This window comes from Clostridium sp. (genome assembly GCF_050717635.1).
Taxonomy (GTDB): domain Bacteria; phylum Bacillota; class Clostridia; order Clostridiales; family Clostridiaceae; genus Clostridium_AD.
Window position 1 is genome coordinate 56,886 of record NZ_JBOITO010000026.1, and the last position, 20,218, is coordinate 77,103.

Here is a 20,218-nt window from a genome sequence, read left to right on the forward strand (position 1 = left end):
ACCCCCCTTTTTAATGCATGCTAAGTTGTAAGTCTTTTGTTATTTATCACAGTAAACTTGGCAATACATAAACTGTATATACCAGCCCAAATGCCATAATTAACCCTTCTATAATCCTACCTGTCTTAGATCCAACCTCATATGTATATGGGAACTTAAATTTTTTCTTTAAAAACGGATAAAATAGTGGCACCCCCATTTTAGTAAACATATCTCCCATTAAATGAGATCCAAATCCTATAGTAAATGGATATACAAGTGGCGATATAGAATATTTATTACAAGTATATCCTATCATAAGCATAAATAACATCATTCCTGTTAAACTATGCAGGAGTCCATTTCTGTGAGTGGAAAACCCAATAATTATAAAGGATAGTGCCAGTGCTTTAAGGGCGATCTCCTTAGTATATAAAAAATCAAACCATAACATTATTATCCCCAAACAAACATACATAGTCACTTTAGTATTTTTATTTTTAAATGGTAATATATACTTATTAATCATACTCTTAGGTGAATCTATATCGGGAAGTATTGAGGCTAAAATAACCACAATCAAACCAATATAAGTAAATTTCCCGGGCAATTTATTACAAATTGCTACATACATTATGCCACCGATACCCGCATGAGTCTTGCCTGTCATTTATAGTCACCTTCTTTATTTCGTCATCACCTATGGTGTTAGTTTATTCTACAAAATATAATACAGCCAGATATTATTTTCATATCTGACTGTATTATATCACTATTATGCACATACGTTCGTATATTATAACTTTTACTTTAAATAAGCACTGATAAGTGCCTTAGTTATAACAGCGGCCTTTCCACTACCAAATCCACCTTCTTCTACAATTACAGCGATGGCAATTTGCGGATTATCATAGGGTGCAAAGCCGATAAACCAGGAATGTGCCTTCATCGCTTTTCCAGTAGAATCATTATGATCCGCAGTTCCTGTTTTTCCGCCAATCTCTATTCCTGGAATAGCTACACTTGTACCCGTACCTTCAGTAACTACCCCTTTCATTAAATCTTTCATTATATCAGCATTATCCTTTGACATGACTTCTTCCATTGATTTGGGTTCTATTTTTTTTAGAGATTTACCCTTACTATTCATTATTTCGCTAACAAGCATAGGTTGCATCATAACGCCATCGTTGGCAACAGTGCTTGCAACTAATGCCATTTCCATAGGAGTGGCCAAAACACCCGCCTGACCTATACCGCTTTGGGCAATATTTCCTTTTTCATTGCTTTTGTAGGAAGGAAATCTACTGTTTTCTATTGTTAAGCCTTGCGCCGGAGTATCTCTATTGAAGTAAAACTTTTCTGCGGTATCCCTTAGTGCTTTATTTCCTAAATCAATACCCAAGGTACCAAAAACCACGTTACTAGATTTCACATATGCAGTAGTAAAATCTATATTTCCATAAGCATGTTTACCTGCATTCTCCAAAGATGTACTCTCATTAAATACTAACTTACCATTATCCTGAAATTTTCTATTGTAAACATCGGGAATATTTTCTAATGCGCTTATAGCCGTAATGGTTTTAAAGATAGACCCCGGTGGATACATCCCAGATACAGCCCTATTAAGCAGTGGTATATCTTTATTTGCAAGCATTCCCTTCCAATCTTTAGCTAAATTATTCGGATCATAGGAGGGCAATGACACCATAGCTAAAATCTCACCGGTTTTAGGATTCAAGGCCACAACTGCGCCTTTTAATTTTGTCTTAATCAACTCATCATAAGCTACCTTCTGAAGCTTAGAGTCAAGTGTGGTTTTCAAGCTATTACCAACCTTTTCCTTCTCATCCTTATCAAAGGAAAAAAACTTTGAAACATCTGATTGCGTCCCCATAAGCTCTGCATCATATTTTTTTTCAAGACCTGTAAGTCCATACACAGGATCAATATACCCTATAGCATGAGTAAAAACTTCTCCTCCTAAATATTTCACCTTTTGAGATGTTGCATTTATTTTTGTGCTTTTAGTTAAAGGCTCCATATCTTTATCGTAAATTGTACCCCTTAACACCTTATTTCTTTCTGCCCATAGTCTATTATTAAATGTACTCGCTACTGTTTTTTCACTATTAAACATATAAAAATAAGATATGTAAGAAATTAAAACAATAAAAAGTATTAAAAACACTAACATGACCTTTTTTATATTAATTACAAAATCATTCATAAGTTTGTCCGTCCTCCGATATCTTTTGAAGTATACCTAGGGAAAAGAAAGTTATTATCATAGAACTCCCACCATAACTAACTAATGGCAGCGTTATACCCGTTAGTGGAATAGCTCCAACTACACCACCTATTATGACTAGTACCTGAGCTGCTATCATTGTACTATAGCCCACCGCAAGAAGTCGCGTAAATTTATTTTTACCATAAACAGGCACTCTCATGCATCTATAAAATAGTAAAAAATGCACTATAAGTATAGCAAAACCAGTAAGGAGACCCATTTCCTCACATATAGCTGCAAAAATAAAATCTGTATTAACTACTGGAATCATTGTCGGATATCCAAGGCCAAGCCCTGTTCCGAAAAGGCCTCCTTCCGCTATAGAGATTAATGATTGCACCACCTGAGCACCTTGATCATAACCATATTTAAATGGATCTCCCCAAATCATAAACCTTAACTGTACATGATCAAACATTTTATAGCTTATAAATCCACCTACTATAAAAAGCCCTAGACATACTAGTACATATTTAAAATTAGAAGTAGCAATATATAACATAGTTACTGAAATAGCAAAAAATATAAGAGCTGAGCCTAAATCCTTTTGAAGTACCATGAATCCAAGTGAAACCATAACTACAATTCCAGGCTCAAGTAAGGGTTTTAATTTTGTAAACTCCGACTTATTCTTAAGGTTTATACCATAATATTGTAGCGTTGATGCTAAGTAAGCTACAAGAGATAACTTACCAAATTCAGTAGGTTGAAAAGTCACTCCAAAAATACTTACCCAATTTTTAGATCCATTTGTACTATCCGCAAATATACTTCCCATAGACATAAGTATAAGCGTACATATCATATAAAACCATCTGTACTTTCCAAACTTAGTCAAACTAGGTAAAAGTACCACTACCAAGATGAATACAGCGATTCCTAAGGCATACCAGATAAGTTGTCTAAGAGCAATAGAAGAATCTAACCTATATAACATTCCTATCCCTATAACCGCCAAGACATTTGAAAACAGCAAAATATATTTATCTCCGTCCGGAAAAAACTTTGTTATTATAAAATGAGAATAAGCAAAAAGAAGGCATACTATTACACCCATTATAATTGCACCTTTATCAAAGCCTTGTTTACCAATAAAAGATATATTTAAAAATAAAACTATGCATAAAAGATAAGTATATCTTAGAAGTTTCCTCTCTTCCACTATACTTTCCATACTATCACCTCACTCAAACTCACAATTTATCCAATAACCTTAAAAATTGAAGTTCCTATTTTAATTTCATCACCTTTTTTTATATCTACCTTGTCCACAACTTTCTTTTTGTTCATTAATGTGCCATTAGTACTCCCTAAATCATGTAAAACATAATTTGTATTTTTCAAAAATATTCTAGCGTGCTTTGAAGATACGTATTTATCTCCTAAAATCAGAAGATTGTCTGCCTTTCTTCCTATGGTAAGCTCATCATTTAGAGGAATAACATCACCGGTTCTTAAATTAAAATTCTCTCCTCTTTCTATAACCTCAAGCCCCATAGTTTTTTTTAAGGCTGGTTTCTTCTTTACACCGCCACCTTTCATGTCCTTATACATAATACGTAGTGCAAATATTATTATAATGTAAATAATCGCTATAATTACATATCTCATAATCAAACTTATCTTAATCATAATGCACATTCTCCTCTTTATAAAATAATCAAAGCTAGCATTGAAATAATATGCTAGCTTAAACTAAATTATAACATCTTTTTTAAATATTGTCCCGTATATGAATTTACATTCAATGATATTTCTTTTGGAGTTCCAGTGCATAAAACAGTACCACCCATATCTCCACCCTCAGGACCCAAATCAATAATATAGTCAGCGCACTTTATAACATCTAAATTATGCTCTATTACCACTACAGTATTTCCCGAATCAACCAGTCTTTGAAGTATTTTAATAAGTTTGCTAACATCATCAATATGAAGTCCTGTAGTAGGCTCATCTAAAATATAAAAAGTCTTACCAGTGCTTCTCTTAGATAGCTCAGAGGCAAGTTTAATTCTTTGCGCCTCACCACCAGATAATTGTGTTGAAGGTTGCCCTAGTCTAACATAACCAAGTCCCACATCCATAAGAGTTTGAAGCTTACTATTGATTCTTGGAATATTTTCAAAGAACTTTAAAGCTTCCTCAACCGTCATATCTAAAATTTCATGAATGTTTTTGCCCTTATACTTAACCTCTAGCGTCTCTCTATTATATCTTTTTCCTTTGCAAACCTCACAAGGCACATATACATCAGACAAAAATTGCATTTCTATTTTAATAATTCCATCACCACTGCAGGCCTCGCATCTTCCACCCTTTACATTAAAACTAAATCTACCTGGCTTATAGCCACGTATTTTCGACTCCGAGCTCATAGAGAAAACCTCACGAATTATATCAAAAACCCCTGTATATGTAGCTGGATTAGATCTTGGAGTTCGGCCTATAGGACCTTGATCAATATTAATAATTTTATCTATGTTCTCTACCCCTAAAATATCCTTATGAAGTCCTGCGTTTCTCTTTGATTTATTTAGCTTCTTGTTAAGCCCCTTATATAAAATATCATTTACAAGCGTGCTCTTACCAGACCCTGAAACCCCTGTAACACACGTGAAAACTCCTAGTGGGAACTCCACCGATACATTTTTAAGGTTATTTTGGTTAGCATTAATCACCTTTATACAGTTTCCGTTAGAAACTCTCGTATGCTCTGGAGCTACAATCTTCTTTTTACCACTTAAGTATTGACCTGTAATTGACGCTTCACAGTTCTTTATATCTTCTATACTTCCTGCCACCACAATTTCTCCACCATGCTCACCAGCTCCTGGTCCGATATCCACAATAAAATCTGCTTCCATCATAGTGTCCTCATCATGCTCTACCACAATCAGTGTATTTCCAATATCTCTTAAATGCTTTAACGTTTTAATAAGTTTTGCATTATCCCTTTGATGTAGACCAATACTAGGTTCATCTAGAATATATAAAACTCCCATTAAACTAGACCCTATCTGCGTTGCAAGTCTTATTCTCTGAGCTTCTCCACCCGAAAGTGTACCTGCTGTTCTAGACAAATTCAAATAATTAAGTCCAACATTCTCAAGAAAATTAAGCCTATCATTTATCTCTTTGAAAATTTGATTAGCTATAAGCATATTTTTCTCTGACAATTCAATGTTTTCTAAGAAGGTAACTTCATCAGTAATAGACATTTTACAGAATTCATATATATTCTTGCCCCCTACAGTTACAGCTAACGCCTCAGGACTTAACCTTGCTCCCTTACACTTAGGACAATGATTATCACTCATATATTGTTCAATTTCTCTTTTTATGTAATCGGAAGAAGTATCAACATAACGTCTTTTTAAATTATTTATAATGCCCTCGTAAGTGTGATTAAAAGTACCCGTTCTAAATTCCTTAACATAGTTTACCTTAATGCGTTGTCCACCAGTTCCATAAAGTATTATTTTAAGAATCTCTGGGTCATATTCTTCTATAGGTGTATCTAGGTCAAACTTATATTTTTCTCCTAGAGCACGAAGCACTGCAAAAGTCCATGAATCATCCTTAAGACTACCCTCTCCAAAAGACAATATAGCTCCGCCCTTTATACTCTTACTTCTATCTGGAATTATTAAATCTTCATCAATTTCCATAAGCGTACCAAGCCCATCACAGGTATCACACTTACCATAAGGGGAGTTAAAAGAAAACATTCTAGGAGCAAGTTCCCCTAAACTTATGCCACAATCAACGCAAGCAAAATGCTCACTAAAAAGTATATCTTCGCCATCTACAATACTAGCAATTGCAGATCCTTCTGCAAGTTTAAGCGCACTTTCTAGTGATTCCGAAAGTCTACCAATAGATTCCTCTTTAACAGAAATTCTATCAATTACTATCTCTATACTATGCTTCTTATTCTTTTCTAGCTTTATTTCTTCTTCCATAAGCTCTACTATATTTCCATCTATTCTAGCGCGAACGAAGCCATTCTTTTTGATATTTTCTAGTATTTTTACATGCTCACCTTTTTTCCCCCTTATTATAGGTGATAAAATTAAAAGCTTAGTTTTAAGTGGCAACTCCATTAATCTATCCACCATCTGGTCCACTGTTTGCTGAGAAATCTCCTTACCACACTTAGGACAATGAGGCGTGCCTGCTTTAGCATAAAGCAGTCTCAAATAATCATAAATTTCAGTTACAGTACCCACTGTAGAACGTGGATTTCTATTAGTAGTCTTTTGGTCTATAGAGATAGCAGGAGATAGTCCCTCTATGTACTCAACATCTGGCTTATCAATATTACCTAAGAACTGTCTTGCATAGGCTGAAAGGGATTCTACATACCTTCTTTGACCCTCTGCATATAACGTATCAAAAGCAAGTGAAGATTTACCAGACCCTGAAAGCCCTGTAAATACAACTAGCTTATCTCTCGGTATTTCTAAATCTACATTTTTTAAATTGTGAACTTTAGCTCCCTTTATAATAATCTTATCCCTCATAACATTCTCCTTTGCGTGTTAAACCATCCCCTGAATAGCTTTATCATATTTGAAACTATACGCTGAAATGTATTTAAATATTTTTAATCTGTTTCTTGAGTTTATATATTATATCTCTAAGCTCAGCAGCTCTCTCAAATTGTAAATCCTTAGCTGCCTGCTTCATCTCATTTTCATACCTATCCATTAACTTTTTAGTTTCCTCATAGTTTGCTTCCATAGCAGCTTCAAGAGTTTCATACACCACTTCATCCTCCGCAACTGTTACAGCTCCAATTACTTCTCTAATATCTTTCATAATAGTAGTAGGTGTAATATCATTCTTTTCATTATAGTCCATTTGAATTTTTCTACGTCTATTAGTTTCATCTATAGCCTTTTTCATAGACTTTGTAATTCTATCTGCATACATAATTACTTTACTCTCTGAATTTCTTGCCGCTCTTCCTATTGTTTGAATTAGTGAAGTTTCAGAACGCAAAAATCCTTCCTTATCTGCATCCAGAATTGCAACAAAAGCTACTTCTGGAATATCTAATCCTTCTCTTAAAAGATTAATACCCACTAGCACATCATAAGTGCCACGCCTTAAATCTTGGATAATTCTCATTCTTTCAATTGTATCAACATCCGAATGTAAATAAGCAATTTTCATTCCCATTTCCATAAAGTATTTAGTCAAATCCTCTGACATTTTTTTAGTAAGAGTTGTTACTAAAACTCTAAACCCTCTTTTTATTGTGTCCTGAATGTTAGCATATAAATCATCTATTTGACCTTTAACTGGCTTAATAGATATTTCCGGATCTAAAAGTCCCGTAGGTCTTATTACTTGTTCTGCTATATTTTCACTATGCTCTGATTCATAAACACTTGGAGTTGCACTTACGAAAACTGTTTGGTTTAAACTCTCCTCAAACTCCGGAAAATTTAGTGGTCTATTATCATAAGCTGAAGGAAGTCTAAATCCATATTCAATTAAATTAGTCTTTCTTGATTTATCTCCCCCAAACATAGCTCTAACCTGTGGAAGAGTTACATGACTCTCATCTATAAACATTAAGTAATCTTTTGGGAAATAGTGCATTAGTGTTTGAGGCGCCGTTCCTTTTGGCCTACCATCTAAAATCCTAGAATAGTTTTCTATACCACTACAATAGCCAACCTCTCTTATCATTTCAATATCATAATTAGTTCTTTGCTTAAGTCTTTGTGCCTCTAGTAACTTATCCTGTGATATAAGCTCTTTTAACCTAATCTCTAACTCCTCTTCTATTTGTTCTATAGCAGGTTCCAATTTTTCCTTCGAAGTAGCAAAATGTGAAGCTGGGAAAATAGATACATGCTTTAGGACCCCAATAATTTCCCCTGTTAGCGAATTAAAGGATCTAATTTTATCTATTTCATCTCCAAAAAATTCCACCCTAATTCCTTCACCGCTAGAAGACGCTGGGAATATATCAACAGTGTCCCCTCTTACTCTAAAGGTTCCACGAATAAAATTAATGTCATTTCTCTCATACTGTATATCTACTAATTGTCTTAGAACTTCATTTCTATCCTTTTCCATTCCCTGCCTTAGTGAAACTGTTAGCTTTTTATACTCTTCAGGATTTCCAAGTCCATATATACACGAAACTGAAGCTACAACAATAACATCATTACGCTCTAATAGCGCTGAGGTAGCTGAATGTCTTAATTTATCAATATCATCATTAATAGATGAATCTTTTTCTATAAAGGTATCTGTCTGTGCAATATAAGCCTCAGGCTGATAATAATCATAATAAGACACAAAATACTCAACGCAATTGTCCGGAAAAAAGTCTCTGAACTCTGAGCAAAGTTGTGCCGCTAAAGTCTTATTATGAGCAAGCACCAAAGTAGGCTTTTGAACTCTCTCAATAATATTAGCCATGGTAAAAGTCTTACCTGACCCAGTTACTCCTTTAAGAGTTTGAAACTTTTTGTCCTCCTCAATACCTCGCACTAGACTATCAATTGCCTGCGGTTGGTCTCCAGTAGGTTTAAACTTTGAGTGCAATTTAAATTCATTCACAAAATCACCACCTTGTTCGATAATAGTTATTAATCGCTATCTTGTATGGAACATTTGTTCTCACCTTACATTCTAACTATAAGTCTTTATTATGTCAATATATTATTGTTCACACCAGGGGTATTTTAATTTGAAAAAGTAGATAAATTATACATAAATTCATAATTTTACACCCCAGGGGTTAAAAAAAGACTTACCTCAGTAACTACTAAGACAAATCTTTATGTTTTACTCTTGTTGTACTTTTATCAAGCTTCTACAGTTTCTTTGTTCTCAGTTACCTCTTCATTTCCTAAGTCAAAAACATTTTGTTCTACAATATTTTCTTCAATCGTATCATTACTTATCTCAACTTTATTTATAATCGTTAGACATTTGATAACTTTTTTATTGACTATACCTACACCAAATAAAATAAATGAAATACCCCCATATATACCAATTGGTTCAGCTATTCCTGGTATAAGTTGAGATGTTAATAATGCTTTTCTTATAGTTGCAAGATCGTACCCACCAGTTAAAGCTTGAGCAACAGTACTCCTGTATAATAGTATATTATTAACTAATAATACAACTCCTATAAGTGCTACAACTGAAGCAACAATAAACAAAACAATTGAGATGCCTGATTTCTTAGATACTTTTTTTTCTTTAATTTCCACAATAAATCGTCTCCATTTCCGCCCTTAAAGGCTATATTATAATTTCAATCTTTTTTTAGTTATAATCTTTATAACTTGGTCTATATAGTTCTTAAGATTATTACCTTATGCGATTTATAATACTATGGGATTGTTTCGTTTAGGTGTCAATATTGTTAACAATTTATAACCAACAGGTACTATAGCTATTAATTTAGTAATTAAAAAAAGGACAAGTCCATGGAATTGGATTTGTCCTTGCTTAATCATATATAATAAAGTTCTTAATCTATCATTCTTCTACCTATTACAAAGTTATCTTTATAATAGCCAGTAAGTTCTGATGTCCTTATAATATCCCCATTCTTTGGAGACTGTATAAATTTATTATCTCCAATGTATAAACCTACATGAGATACTTGGCTAGGCTCAGCTGTATTCGTTCTGAAATATACTAAATCTCCCTTTTGAAGATCATTTATATTAACAGCAGTTCCTACATTTACCTGATCCATAGTTACTCTAGGCAAATCTATACCGAAATTTTTATAAACATATTGTACAAACCCTGAACAATCAAATCCTAGTGGCGTTGTGCCACCCCATAAGTACGGTGTCCCAAAAAACTTACTAGCGTACGTTATTAGCATATCACCAGTTATTTGTGTGTTAGCTTGTTTAGCATTATTAACTACGCTTACATATGATTTATATACATATCCCCATCCACTTGCGTATTTAATTTTATAAAATTGCCCCTCTGTTTCATATATAAGTACTTTACTATTTGGATAAACTTTACCCAAAAGGTTATTGCTTATAGAAGCCGTTCCTCGTACACATAAAAAATCAGATACTTTAACAGTACCAACCCCCGTAGCTTCTGTTTGAGGTATACTCATATCTCCTCTACTAACTGATGTGCTTGTACTATTACTTGCAGTTACAGTCTTATTTTCAATAACCTTAACATATAATGCACTTATATAGCTTGTTTTTCCATCATACACTATCTTATAAAATCCATTTGTTTTTTCATATATTTTAACCTTATTTCCACGTTTAATAACGCCATTCACAGCATAAGACAATCCCGCTCCTGATCTTACATTTAAATAATCTGCTGTTATTTCACCTTGCTTTTCCATTTTAGGAGCTTGTACACTATCTCCACTTCTAGAAACGGCGACTGTGCTTTTTACAACATTTACAAATGAACTATGCACGTATCCTGTCTTTCCTTTATAAGCTATTTTATAAAATTCTCCTTCTTTCTCAAGAATATTCACTTTGGTATCTTTATTAAGATGACCTGAAATACTTGAAGATAGAGAAGATTTTTGTCTAACCCGTAACCCACTCCCAGTAACTACTCCAGTATCTGCAGCTGCAATTTGGGAACTTGCAATAGTTATTAACATTACTAAAAAAGCTATTCTTTTCTTCATATTTTTACCTCCATTATTTTAGAATTTAAATCAATCCATTATTTTACAATTATATTTATTATTCCTTTGATTGTGTGCTAATATGGCCTATCTACTTTCTTTCCTCCTTTTCATTCCAATATTAGCTAAAATTCTATCCATAACATACTAAAGTAAATATTATGATGTTTTAATTAGCATTATAGCACTAATATACCAAAAATTTGTTGTTTTTTAAAATATAATTCTATTTTTAATTACATTAAAAAAAAACGGTATATCTCTTTACGAGGATCCCGTTTTCTTACAAATTCCCATCCTATCTTAGTGCTTGCTAAACATACGAATAATACAACCAATTCCAAGTCCCACAGCAGAAAAAAACATATAAATCACAAGATAACTACCCATAAATTCATTATAAAAAATATAACAAGAAGGTATAAATAACAAAGGTGCAATTAAAAGAAAGTACCATTTAAACCCATGTTTTATCCCAAATACTGCACCAGTTCCCAAACATACAAGAGGATTTAGCATGATCAGCAACCCAAATGCCACGTCTTTTGGTGCTCCTCCAATTTTTAAGGGAATTGGAAACAAGTAAAATACTACAGCTAAAATGATAATGTAAACTACGAGTTTTTTTAAAATTTGTTTCATATAAGTACTCCTCCTTAAAGATTTAATCTATAATAAAATATATTTAATACCGTTTTATCCATTTTTATCTCTTGTTTATCTATATCTTTAAAACTCCAGAAATAATAGCCGTAGAAACTTGCTAAAATTAAAGCTAGAATTAACCCGATAATAAGAATATGCCACAACCTTAACTTAGGAGTATGAATATGGTCAAGTTCTCCCCCTAAATCACCAGCATCCCCCATATGAAAAAGTACGGCTTGTTCTGCTTCTTCTTCAGACATACCCTTTTCCAAAAAATCCTCTTTAGATTCAATCAAATGAGCATAAATTTCTTCATAAGCCTCTTTTCGTGCTGTTCTGTCATCTATTTTGGATGAAACTTTATTTGCGTAGAAGTCAAATCTTTTATTTTTCACCATCTTCATTCCCTCCTTCTAATATAATATTGACTGCACTAGTAAACCCCCTCCACTCCTCTACTTTCTCATTAAAATACGATTGTCCTAATTTTGTAATCCGGTAATATTTTCGTTTGCGTCCAACTTCGCTTTGTTGCCAGTAACTTTCAACATATAACAATTTCTCTAAACTGTGAAGAATAGGATAAAGCGTTCCCTCTTTAAATGAAAATACTCCACTTGAAAGTAATTCTAATTTCTTTATTATCTGATATCCATACATATCCTCATTCGTAAATAGTTTGAGAACCATGATCGGTATGCTCCCTTTAAGTAATTCCTTATCAACATTCACCCAAATCACCTCTCTGTTATAAAATTTTATACACAACTATACTATGCATAGTCACCCTATGTATAGTATAGTTAAAATACTATTTTTTGTCAACAATTTAATAGTTAAACATTGGAATTCATACTAATATAAGGAGGCATTTTTAATGGATAATATATTTATTTAGTCAAGCATAATAGGTCTCTTACTGATTTTACATGGAAGTCGAATTAAAGAATATTATTTTAGACGGTAAAAAGATTCAAGCAATTAAACAATATAGAATAGTAATTGGAATTAGACTAAAGGAAGCTAAAGAGTATATTGATGAATTGAGTACAAAAAAAATATAAGGGATAGTTTCATCCCTTATTTTTTTCTTTGATACCTTTGATACCTTTAATAATATAGGAAGATCCAATAGCCAAAAACATTCCTACTGATCCCCACATTAAATTGTCTGTAATATATCCAATAGCAAGCCCTACTATCCACCCACCAACCATTAGCGAGGAATCAATATCATCGTCTTCATCCTCTTCATCTATTTCATCCTCTTTAATTTCAGTATATCCAGTATTTTTATCTTTTACTAAATCATCCAAAGTTATCTTAAATAAATCACTCAATATAATCAGTTTATTTATTTCTGGATACGTTTGTCCAGATTCCCACTTTGAAACAGATTGCCGAGATACATCTAATAATTCAGCAAGTTGTTCTTGCGACAATCCTTTTTCTTTTCTTAACCTTTGCAATTTTTCTGAAAAACTCAATTTAACCACCCCACCTAAATAATACCTATCCCCAAGCTATCACACTACCAATTTTCACTTGCACTTTTGTCAACTTGTGGTTGCTATTGCCGTAGTTAACCAAAAGTAACTATAATTTTATATTTTTTTCAGCAATAACTTATATGCAAATCATACCATTATTTTCTATAAATCTATATGTATTTATAAAATAAGCATAAAAAATACAAAAATAAAACCGGATAAAGATGATTTTCTCATCCTAACCGGTTATTTTCAACTATATTAAATTAGAAAATATTACTTTCCCTCTACTTGTAAACTTGCCCTCTATTTCCAATATTAATTACAACAATTACAAGTTCTTTATCATTCTTCTCAAACAAAACCCTAAAATATCCAACTCTTAATCTATATGTTTCATTTAGAACCTTTAATTTTTTTATATCACCTTCAGGAAGTTCAATAATTGAATTAATAATCCTTCTCTGTGTGTTTTATCTTGTTTCTTAATAAATTTTTCTGCTTTTTTAGTCAATTTTACATTATAGTTATTATTCTTATTCACCCAAATTTAGTTCCTTTATTAAATTTTCTAAAGGAATTAGTTCTTCTTTTGAATTGTTATACTGTTCACATAATTTATTCTCATTTTCAGTTGCTTCATCTTCATCAATTCTTGACCATCTTGTTTCTAACTCTTTATCATTTTTATGCTTCAAATATTCATAGAAATCTAATACTTCTGCTAAAACTTGCACATCCTCTTCTTTATTTAATTTTTCTATTACTTCTTTAGCTAATGGGCTCATTTAATCACTCCCTATTAATATTATCATCTAATAGTATTAATTATATCATATATTTTTATTTATAAACATTTCATTAGTTTAAATTAAGTAATATATTTTAGTCCTTATACTTTTCTTATGAACTAATACGAATATCATACCATTATTTTCAATAAGCTCATATGTTTTCATAAAATAAATACAACTAATGTTTGAATTTTATATTAATCTTCTTTATAATTAAATATAAACGCAATGGTAATCTATTTTTATTTTATTATAAAATAATTTGTTTTATATAAAGGAGAATTTGTATATGGATAATATATTTATCGGATCAAGCATAGTAGGATTAATATTGATCTTATTAAGCTTTATTACTCAGTTACAAGGTGAGATTTCACGCATCAAGCTAACTTTAGATAAGATAGCCAAACAAGTTGGAGTGCCCAGCCTCATAACAGAAGATGTAGAAACAGAATTAAAAAATCTTATTTTAGACGGTAAAAAAATCAAGGCAATTAAACAATATAGAATAATTACCGGAATTGGATTAAAAGAAGCTAAAGATTATATCGATGAATTGAGTGTAAAAACAAAATTTTAAAAAATATATACCTGACCTTATACCATTCTCTTACCGCCCCTTCAAAATAAGTTATGACCATGAAGATGTTTTTTCTTTGAGATTGCTAACAAAAGTATATATTGCGTAGAATGCGTTCGAACAATCCTTAGTAATTCATAATTTATTTTATTTACAGGTGCGTAAAGAAAAACATATGTTTGAGCGAAGCGAGTTTATGTTTTTTAGCAGCTGTATATAAAATAAATTTTAGAATTACTTGGCGAAGTGAGAGCATTTTAGCAATGTATACTTTTCGTTATAGCATTCTCAAAGAAAAAAGCGCAACTATCGTTACGCCAAGAAGTTTATTTTTTGTCTTTCATTTTGTCTAGTACATCTTTAAAACTCTTGTCATCCACCTTTACTATTTCAGCATCTTTTGGTACTTCCCTTGGTACAACAACCATTCCTAGTCTTTTGTTGCCATTCATATTGCTAAAACTGACATCTTTTAGACCTCCGGAAGCTTTTTTAATCTTAAAAGATACCGAATTAAAATTCCCTTTTATCACATTGAAAATTTCTGCGTCTGACTCTATTTTTTTCTCGTTAAGCTCCACTATTAAATCACCACTTTGAATACCCATATTAAATGCAGGTGATCTTGGAACTACTTCTAGCACCATTATTCCCTCTTCATTACTAGCGAATTTAGGTTTAAAAGTTAGCTCCATGTATTTTTCTAGTCTAAGCATTGCTTCGTGAGCTACTGCTGCAAATATCAAAACGAAAAACTGAAAAGACATATTAATTGCTGCAAGTTGTGCCACAGCTGCTAGCATCACACCATAACTTATTATTAAAACTCCAGAAACAAGAGTCTTTTTTTTCTTAGTTTTAGTAAAGGTAACACTACTGTATGCTATAACTCCATACAGCGAAACGGTTGCTATGAAAGAATTTTTCATTATTTTAAGTGCAATATCTCCTCTAATTAAATGCATCCAATCCGTACTCATTATATTTTGCATGGTCATTGACTCTGATGTAGCTACGCTTAAAAGTATAAGCAGTGAAATAGGTAGTGCCCAATATCTTTTCAAGGCAAAACCACCGATGATTTTATTATCTCTACTTGTAAAAACAGGAATAGCCCCTCTTGAGCCATCTATCATTACTAAACTTCCCTCTATAATATGAAGTATTCCAACCAATGTCATAAGTGTAAGGATATCTATATTTATAACATCCAGCTTAGGCATATTTAAAGTAATAGCTGCATATTTAAACAAAAGGCTGGCCATGCCTAGTACTGCTCCTGAATAAGAAAAGCATATAAATTTAGGCTTAAATGCCATGAAAAATAAGGATACCATAAACAATAAATAAATATTTGAACTTTCATCAAAAACTAATCCTGAATAAGTAAACATTAGACTAGCTATTGCTCCAGCAAAAATTCCTATTACAATTTGAGATATAGTTAACTCAAATGGAGAATCTAGTCTATCTCCCATTATCATTTTCTGCATCGCAACTATTTTCTTGTTTTTATTATAAAAAATTAATGAAATCATTATTATAATAAGCGCATTAGATGGGTCTACAATTGCTGCCGCAACTGCTTTTAGTGTATGTATTGCAATGTCCATTGCCTAAAATTCTCCTTTCATGCTGGAATATAAGCTTTTAAAAACCAAGTATCTACCAAATTAATGGTAGATACTTGTATTATTATTTAATTTTATCCTTGGCTAGTTCTAAAGCTTTTTTAAATTGTGGATCCACACTTCTATTATAAGGTTTTTCTTTAAGCGCTTCTGGATAGACAACTGCAACTTCTGGTTTAATCCCAATATGATGTATATTTTCCCCTAGTGGAGTATAGTATTTTGAAATAGTTACTTTTAATGCAGTACCATCATCAAAACCATCCCTCTTTTGGTAAAGCATAGTTTGAACCACACCTTTACCAAAGGTTTTTTCTCCCACTAAAGTACCCACCTTGTAGTCCCTTATAGCACCTGCAAATATCTCTGAAGCACTAGCAGAACCTCCATCAGTTAATACCGTTAACGGCATGCCTATGGCTAGGCCTCCCTCAGATTTATATTCAGTTTTCTTCTTATTCTTATCTACTGTATAAACTAAAACCTTATCTTTTTCAACAAAATTAGAAGTTAGTGATACAACCTGATCTAACAGACCACCTGGATTTCCTCTTAAATCTACTATTAAGCTTTTCATACCCTTGCTTTTCAATTCTTTCAATTTTTTATTAAAATTTTCAGTAGTATTTTCATCAAACATTGTAAGCTGAATATATCCAACATTACCTTCTAACATTTCGCCCTTAACTGTTACAAGATCAATTTTAGCTCGTTTCATGCTTATATCAAAACTACCCTTTACTTTTCTACTAATAGTTAATGTAACTTCTTCATTTTCCTTACCCTTCATCATTGAAACAGCTTTTTCTAATTCTTTACCAGACACATCTGTTCCATTTACCTTTTCAATAATATCCCCAGAAAGAATCCCTGCTTTTTTAGCTGGTGACGCATCAAAAGGTGCAATTACAACTATATTATCTTCTTTAACTCCTACTTGTAGTCCAAGACCTGTGTAAGCCCCTTCTGTTTGAGAATTAAAATCTGTAAATTCTTCTTTGTTCATAAAAACCGTATAAGGGTCCTCTAGAGAATTAGTCATGCCCTTTATAGCACCTTCTACTAAAACATCATCACTAATCTTACCATCATAGAGGTCATATAATTTATCTCTCACTAAAAATAATTTTTGAAACTTTGTTACTTGGTCATAATCATCTCTTCCCAATAGAACTTTTCCATTTGGAGTTCTTAAGGAAATTTGAGTAGAAGCAAATAGCGTTATAGAATTAGTAACTAAAACTAAAACTATGATCCACATAATCCATTTACCCTTTTTATTTTTATAACGTGCCTCGCTATTTTCTACAGTTTTAAACTGACTTAATTTACTTTCATCACTCATTTTTTACCCCTCTTTACAGTTCTCTATTTATTATTTATGTGAATATAATAAATTTATAACAAAAACCAGAAAATAAATACCTTATATTTATGCTATCAAGAATTTTCTTATTGATATAACACTTCCAACGGCACCAATAATTAAACCACCTAACATGAATTGCCATAAGATAGTACTTAATATAAACTGAGGGTTTATTATGGTAAACCCTAAAAAGTCTAATAATGTACTCGCATATTTTTGGAAAATCATTCTATAAGCATAATATAACCCTATAGTAGAAATGATTGCTCCTGATAGACCAAGCATCATACCCTCAATAATAAACGGCCATCTTATAAACCAATCAGTTGCCCCAACATATTTCATAATACCTATTTCTTTTTTCCTAGAGTATACTGTAAGCTTAATTGTATTTCCTATTAGGAATAATGATACACTTATCAAAATTAAAAATAATGCAAGCCCTATTATCTTTAAAGTATTCGTTATCTTTATAAGTTTATTAACCAGATCTCTTACTTCTTTAATTTTCTCTACACCACTAAGTCCTGTAGCAGCTTTAACTACATCTGTTATTATTTCAGGTTTTTCAACACTTACAAAATATGCATCGGGAAGAGGATTTTTACCTTCCTTTTCATAACCTGCAAGTAATTCTTTACTATCTTCACCAAATTGTTTCTTCATTTTTTCTAGCGCTTCCGCCTTTGTTTCATATCTAATATCAGTAACTCCCTTAACGTCATTAAGAGTTCTTTCTAAAGCTGATTTTTCCGATATAGTTATACCTTTTACTGGATAAATTTTCACTTGAAGTTCAGAACCTATTACTTTCATCCCTGAATTAATATTAAGAACAATTAATAAAAAGACACCTAAAATCAACAAAGTAGCTGCTACTGTGGCCACAGAAGCTATGCTGACAGTTTTATTTCTTTTTAAACTTTTTAAAGCATCCATAATAAAATATTTAAATGTACTAATCCTCATAACCGTACCTACCCCTCTGCTCATCTCTAGCTAGAACACCTTTTTCTATAGCTATTACTCTCTTTTTCATAGTGTCTACTATATTCTTTGCATGCGTCGCCATAATTATTGTAGTACCGGCCTTATTAATATCATTTAATATATCCATAATTTCTGCTGCTGTTTCGGGATCTAAATTTCCTGTTGGTTCATCTGCTATTAGGATTGTAGGATTATTTACTATAGCCCTAGCAAGCGAAACTCTTTGTTGCTCTCCACCTGAAAGTTCATGTGGAAAAGCCATATGTTTTTTTGAAAGTCCAACTAAATCTAATACTAATGGTACCTTTTTCCTAATATCTTTAGGCGTAGATTCTATAACTCTCATTGCAAAAGCAACATTTTCATAAACATTTAGTGATTCAATCAACCTAAAATCTTGAAATACTACTCCTATTTTCCTTCTATAAAACGGCACCTTTTCCCTGGTTAATTTTGTAACATTAGTATCATTTAAAGTAACAGTACCAGTAGTTGGTTCTACCTCTTTTAAAAGCACTTTAATAAAAGTGGATTTTCCTGCCCCACTAGGACCTACAAGGAATACAAATTCCCCTCTTTCAATAGTAACATCAATATTCGACAAAGCTATTACATTGTTATCATAAATCTTAGTTACTTTCTTAAATTGTATCATAATAAACTCTCCTTACCCTATTTCTATAATTTACTTCTGCAAAAATCCATAATAACAACATTATAACATAATCACAATGTTTAATATAAACTTAATTTTAAAGTTTTCATGAATTTGTTTCAAATTTGCTAATTAGTTTTGTCAAAAATTCAGTAATATTTATTCTTATGATTTCCTATAATTAAAATATTATGAAAACATATGAAATATTTGTTTTATTTTTATAATCAGCAAAAATTTACACCAACCTACTTTACCTATTTATTGTCTTTATTATTATACACTATTACAACATAGTTTTCGTACTTTTATAAAACTTCTAAAAAAAATAAGGGCACGAATGCCCTTATCGTTTTACAAACCTACACTAATTAAAAGTGCAGTATCTACCTTTTTCATATCATTATCAGTCATATGACCAATTTTTTCTTTTAATCTCTTTTTATCTAAAGTTCTTATTTGTTCAAGCAAAACTACAGAATCTTTATTTAAACCATACTCTTCTGAAGAAATCTCAACATGAGTAGGTAGTTTTGCCTTATTTATCTGTGACGTAATAGCTGCAATTATAATAGTGGGACTGTACTTGTTGCCAATATCATTTTGAATTATAATTACTGGTCTAACCCCACCTTGCTCTGAGCCTACAACCGGACTCAAATCAGCATAAAATATATCTCCTCTTTTCACTATTATTGTCATAAGACAAATCACTCTCCGAAAGCTTAACTTCATATTCTTTGAAATCTTTAATATCAATTTCAAAACCCATATCAGCTATTTCTAAATTTAATTCAGCCATTTCTAAATAACCACGTTTCATTTCATCTATATAACTATTTTTTTTCTTTTCCTCAATATATAGTATTATAGCTTCCCGAATAAATTCACTTCTTTTTTTACAATCTTTTTGAAGTGCCTTATTAAATTCTATATTAAGTGTTTCTGATAGGTTTACCACTAATTTCTTTGAAGTTGGCATAGAAAATTTAATACCTCCTATTTACTTAAGCAACAATATGTAAAGATAATTGTAAAATAAACTTAAGCAACATTATGTATAAAATAATTATAGTTCAATCTATGTCAATCTGTCAAAGAAACTATCCGTATTT

General features: G+C 31.8%; 21 protein-coding genes. 2 read left to right on the forward strand and 19 right to left on the reverse strand.

Annotated features, from left to right (window positions below; genetic code table 11):
* Positions 1–46: 46 nt before the first annotated feature.
* The 11 genes from ACREWB_RS11900 to ACREWB_RS11950 all read right to left on the reverse strand — a co-directional run bounded on the left by ACREWB_RS11900 (position 47) and on the right by ACREWB_RS11950 (position 12,326).
* Complete coding sequence (locus ACREWB_RS11900; protein ID WP_431547654.1) at positions 47–649, reverse strand: metal-dependent hydrolase; 603 nt, start codon at positions 647–649, stop codon at positions 47–49.
* 135 nt (positions 650–784) lie between these two features.
* Complete coding sequence (locus tag ACREWB_RS11905; protein WP_431547655.1) at positions 785–2,212, reverse strand: peptidoglycan D,D-transpeptidase FtsI family protein; 1,428 nt, start codon at positions 2,210–2,212, stop codon at positions 785–787.
* Positions 2,205–3,449, reverse strand: coding sequence for an FtsW/RodA/SpoVE family cell cycle protein (locus ACREWB_RS11910; RefSeq protein WP_431547656.1), 1,245 nt, complete (start codon positions 3,447–3,449; stop codon positions 2,205–2,207). Before ACREWB_RS11910 ends, ACREWB_RS11905 begins: the two co-directional genes overlap by 8 nt.
* A 26-nt stretch (positions 3,450–3,475) precedes the next feature.
* Positions 3,476–3,907: an FHA domain-containing protein gene (locus tag ACREWB_RS11915; RefSeq protein WP_431547657.1), complete on the reverse strand. Its 432-nt coding sequence runs from the start codon at positions 3,905–3,907 to the stop codon at positions 3,476–3,478.
* Between the two features lie 68 nt (positions 3,908–3,975).
* A complete protein-coding gene (gene uvrA / locus ACREWB_RS11920; RefSeq protein ID WP_431547658.1) occupies positions 3,976–6,798 on the reverse strand; it encodes an excinuclease ABC subunit UvrA in 2,823 nt (940 codons plus the stop codon).
* Between the two features lie 73 nt (positions 6,799–6,871).
* Positions 6,872–8,857, reverse strand: a complete 1,986-nt coding sequence (gene uvrB, locus ACREWB_RS11925; protein WP_431547659.1) for an excinuclease ABC subunit UvrB — start codon at positions 8,855–8,857, stop codon at positions 6,872–6,874.
* A gap of 248 nt (positions 8,858–9,105) precedes the next feature.
* Entirely contained in the window at positions 9,106–9,519 is a 414-nt protein-coding gene (locus ACREWB_RS11930) for a hypothetical protein (RefSeq protein WP_431547660.1), read from the reverse strand.
* A gap of 263 nt (positions 9,520–9,782) precedes the next feature.
* On the reverse strand, positions 9,783–10,946 hold the full coding sequence (locus ACREWB_RS11935; protein ID WP_431547661.1) for an SH3 domain-containing protein: 1,164 nt from the start codon (positions 10,944–10,946) through the stop codon (positions 9,783–9,785).
* Positions 10,947–11,249: 303 nt separating this feature from the next.
* Positions 11,250–11,588: a hypothetical protein gene (locus tag ACREWB_RS11940; protein ID WP_431547662.1), complete on the reverse strand. Its 339-nt coding sequence runs from the start codon at positions 11,586–11,588 to the stop codon at positions 11,250–11,252.
* Positions 11,589–11,602: 14 nt separating this feature from the next.
* On the reverse strand, positions 11,603–11,992 hold the full coding sequence (locus ACREWB_RS11945) for a permease prefix domain 1-containing protein (RefSeq protein ID WP_431547663.1): 390 nt from the start codon (positions 11,990–11,992) through the stop codon (positions 11,603–11,605).
* Positions 11,979–12,326: a PadR family transcriptional regulator gene (locus ACREWB_RS11950; protein WP_431547664.1), complete on the reverse strand. Its 348-nt coding sequence runs from the start codon at positions 12,324–12,326 to the stop codon at positions 11,979–11,981. The genes ACREWB_RS11945 and ACREWB_RS11950 overlap by 14 nt, the downstream gene beginning before the upstream one ends.
* A 197-nt stretch (positions 12,327–12,523) precedes the next feature.
* On the opposite strand from ACREWB_RS11950, the gene ACREWB_RS11955 reads away from it, so the two are divergent.
* Positions 12,524–12,658, forward strand: a complete 135-nt coding sequence (locus ACREWB_RS11955) for a ribosomal protein L7/L12 (protein WP_431547665.1) — start codon at positions 12,524–12,526, stop codon at positions 12,656–12,658.
* 9 nt (positions 12,659–12,667) lie between these two features.
* Here ACREWB_RS11955 and ACREWB_RS11960 read toward each other — a convergent pair whose 3' ends face one another.
* Both ACREWB_RS11960 and ACREWB_RS11965 read right to left on the reverse strand, forming a co-directional pair.
* A complete protein-coding gene (locus tag ACREWB_RS11960) occupies positions 12,668–13,090 on the reverse strand; it encodes a helix-turn-helix domain-containing protein (protein ID WP_431547666.1) in 423 nt (140 codons plus the stop codon).
* 530 nt (positions 13,091–13,620) lie between these two features.
* Positions 13,621–13,872 (reverse strand): hypothetical protein, encoded by a 252-nt coding sequence (locus tag ACREWB_RS11965; RefSeq protein ID WP_431547667.1) that lies wholly within the window; start codon positions 13,870–13,872, stop codon positions 13,621–13,623.
* A 295-nt stretch (positions 13,873–14,167) separates the two neighbouring features.
* Here ACREWB_RS11965 and ACREWB_RS11970 point away from each other — a divergent pair, with 295 nt between their 5' ends.
* Positions 14,168–14,458: a ribosomal protein L7/L12 gene (locus tag ACREWB_RS11970; protein WP_431547668.1), complete on the forward strand. Its 291-nt coding sequence runs from the start codon at positions 14,168–14,170 to the stop codon at positions 14,456–14,458.
* Positions 14,459–14,784: 326 nt separating this feature from the next.
* On the opposite strand, the gene ACREWB_RS11975 is transcribed toward ACREWB_RS11970, so the two are convergent.
* The 6 genes from ACREWB_RS11975 to ACREWB_RS12000 form a co-directional block, all read right to left on the reverse strand.
* Entirely contained in the window at positions 14,785–16,071 is a 1,287-nt protein-coding gene (locus ACREWB_RS11975) for a PDZ domain-containing protein (protein WP_431547669.1), read from the reverse strand.
* 82 nt (positions 16,072–16,153) lie between these two features.
* The gene (locus ACREWB_RS11980) at positions 16,154–17,350 is read right to left on the reverse strand and encodes a S41 family peptidase (RefSeq protein WP_431547754.1); all 1,197 of its coding nucleotides are present in this window, start codon (positions 17,348–17,350) and stop codon (positions 16,154–16,156) included.
* A gap of 171 nt (positions 17,351–17,521) precedes the next feature.
* Entirely contained in the window at positions 17,522–18,427 is a 906-nt protein-coding gene (gene ftsX / locus ACREWB_RS11985; protein ID WP_431547670.1) for a permease-like cell division protein FtsX, read from the reverse strand.
* A complete protein-coding gene (ftsE, locus tag ACREWB_RS11990) occupies positions 18,417–19,103 on the reverse strand; it encodes a cell division ATP-binding protein FtsE (RefSeq protein WP_431547671.1) in 687 nt (228 codons plus the stop codon). Before ftsE ends, ftsX begins: the two co-directional genes overlap by 11 nt.
* Before the next feature lie 354 nt (positions 19,104–19,457).
* Positions 19,458–19,805, reverse strand: coding sequence for a type II toxin-antitoxin system PemK/MazF family toxin (locus ACREWB_RS11995; protein ID WP_291639109.1), 348 nt, complete (start codon positions 19,803–19,805; stop codon positions 19,458–19,460).
* Positions 19,765–20,085, reverse strand: coding sequence for a CopG family transcriptional regulator (locus tag ACREWB_RS12000; RefSeq protein WP_431547672.1), 321 nt, complete (start codon positions 20,083–20,085; stop codon positions 19,765–19,767). The genes ACREWB_RS11995 and ACREWB_RS12000 overlap by 41 nt, the downstream gene beginning before the upstream one ends.
* Between the last annotated feature and the right edge of the window lie 133 nt (positions 20,086–20,218).

Bases quoted from the DNA above. Each gene is read 5' to 3' on its own strand.
- ACREWB_RS11900 (WP_431547654.1), bottom strand. From the start codon at position 649: ATGACAGGCAAGACTCATGCGGGTATCGGTGGCATAATGTATGTAGCA.
- ACREWB_RS11905 (WP_431547655.1), bottom strand. From the start codon at position 2,212: ATGAATGATTTTGTAATTAATATAAAAAAGGTCATGTTAGTGTTTTTA.
- ACREWB_RS11910 (WP_431547656.1), bottom strand. From the start codon at position 3,449: ATGGAAAGTATAGTGGAAGAGAGGAAACTTCTAAGATATACTTATCTT.
- ACREWB_RS11915 (WP_431547657.1), bottom strand. From the start codon at position 3,907: ATGATTAAGATAAGTTTGATTATGAGATATGTAATTATAGCGATTATT.
- uvrA (WP_431547658.1), bottom strand. From the start codon at position 6,798: ATGAGGGATAAGATTATTATAAAGGGAGCTAAAGTTCACAATTTAAAA.
- ACREWB_RS11935 (WP_431547661.1), bottom strand. From the start codon at position 10,946: ATGAAGAAAAGAATAGCTTTTTTAGTAATGTTAATAACTATTGCAAGT.
- ACREWB_RS11940 (WP_431547662.1), bottom strand. From the start codon at position 11,588: ATGAAACAAATTTTAAAAAAACTCGTAGTTTACATTATCATTTTAGCT.
- ACREWB_RS11945 (WP_431547663.1), bottom strand. From the start codon at position 11,992: ATGGTGAAAAATAAAAGATTTGACTTCTACGCAAATAAAGTTTCATCC.
- ACREWB_RS11955 (WP_431547665.1), top strand. From the start codon at position 12,524: ATGGAAGTCGAATTAAAGAATATTATTTTAGACGGTAAAAAGATTCAA.
- ACREWB_RS11965 (WP_431547667.1), bottom strand. From the start codon at position 13,872: ATGAGCCCATTAGCTAAAGAAGTAATAGAAAAATTAAATAAAGAAGAG.
- ACREWB_RS11970 (WP_431547668.1), top strand. From the start codon at position 14,168: ATGGATAATATATTTATCGGATCAAGCATAGTAGGATTAATATTGATC.
- ACREWB_RS11975 (WP_431547669.1), bottom strand. From the start codon at position 16,071: ATGGACATTGCAATACATACACTAAAAGCAGTTGCGGCAGCAATTGTA.
- ACREWB_RS11980 (WP_431547754.1), bottom strand. From the start codon at position 17,350: ATGTGGATCATAGTTTTAGTTTTAGTTACTAATTCTATAACGCTATTT.
- ftsX (WP_431547670.1), bottom strand. From the start codon at position 18,427: ATGAGGATTAGTACATTTAAATATTTTATTATGGATGCTTTAAAAAGT.
- ftsE (WP_431547671.1), bottom strand. From the start codon at position 19,103: ATGATACAATTTAAGAAAGTAACTAAGATTTATGATAACAATGTAATA.
- ACREWB_RS11995 (WP_291639109.1), bottom strand. From the start codon at position 19,805: ATGACAATAATAGTGAAAAGAGGAGATATATTTTATGCTGATTTGAGT.
- ACREWB_RS12000 (WP_431547672.1), bottom strand. From the start codon at position 20,085: ATGCCAACTTCAAAGAAATTAGTGGTAAACCTATCAGAAACACTTAAT.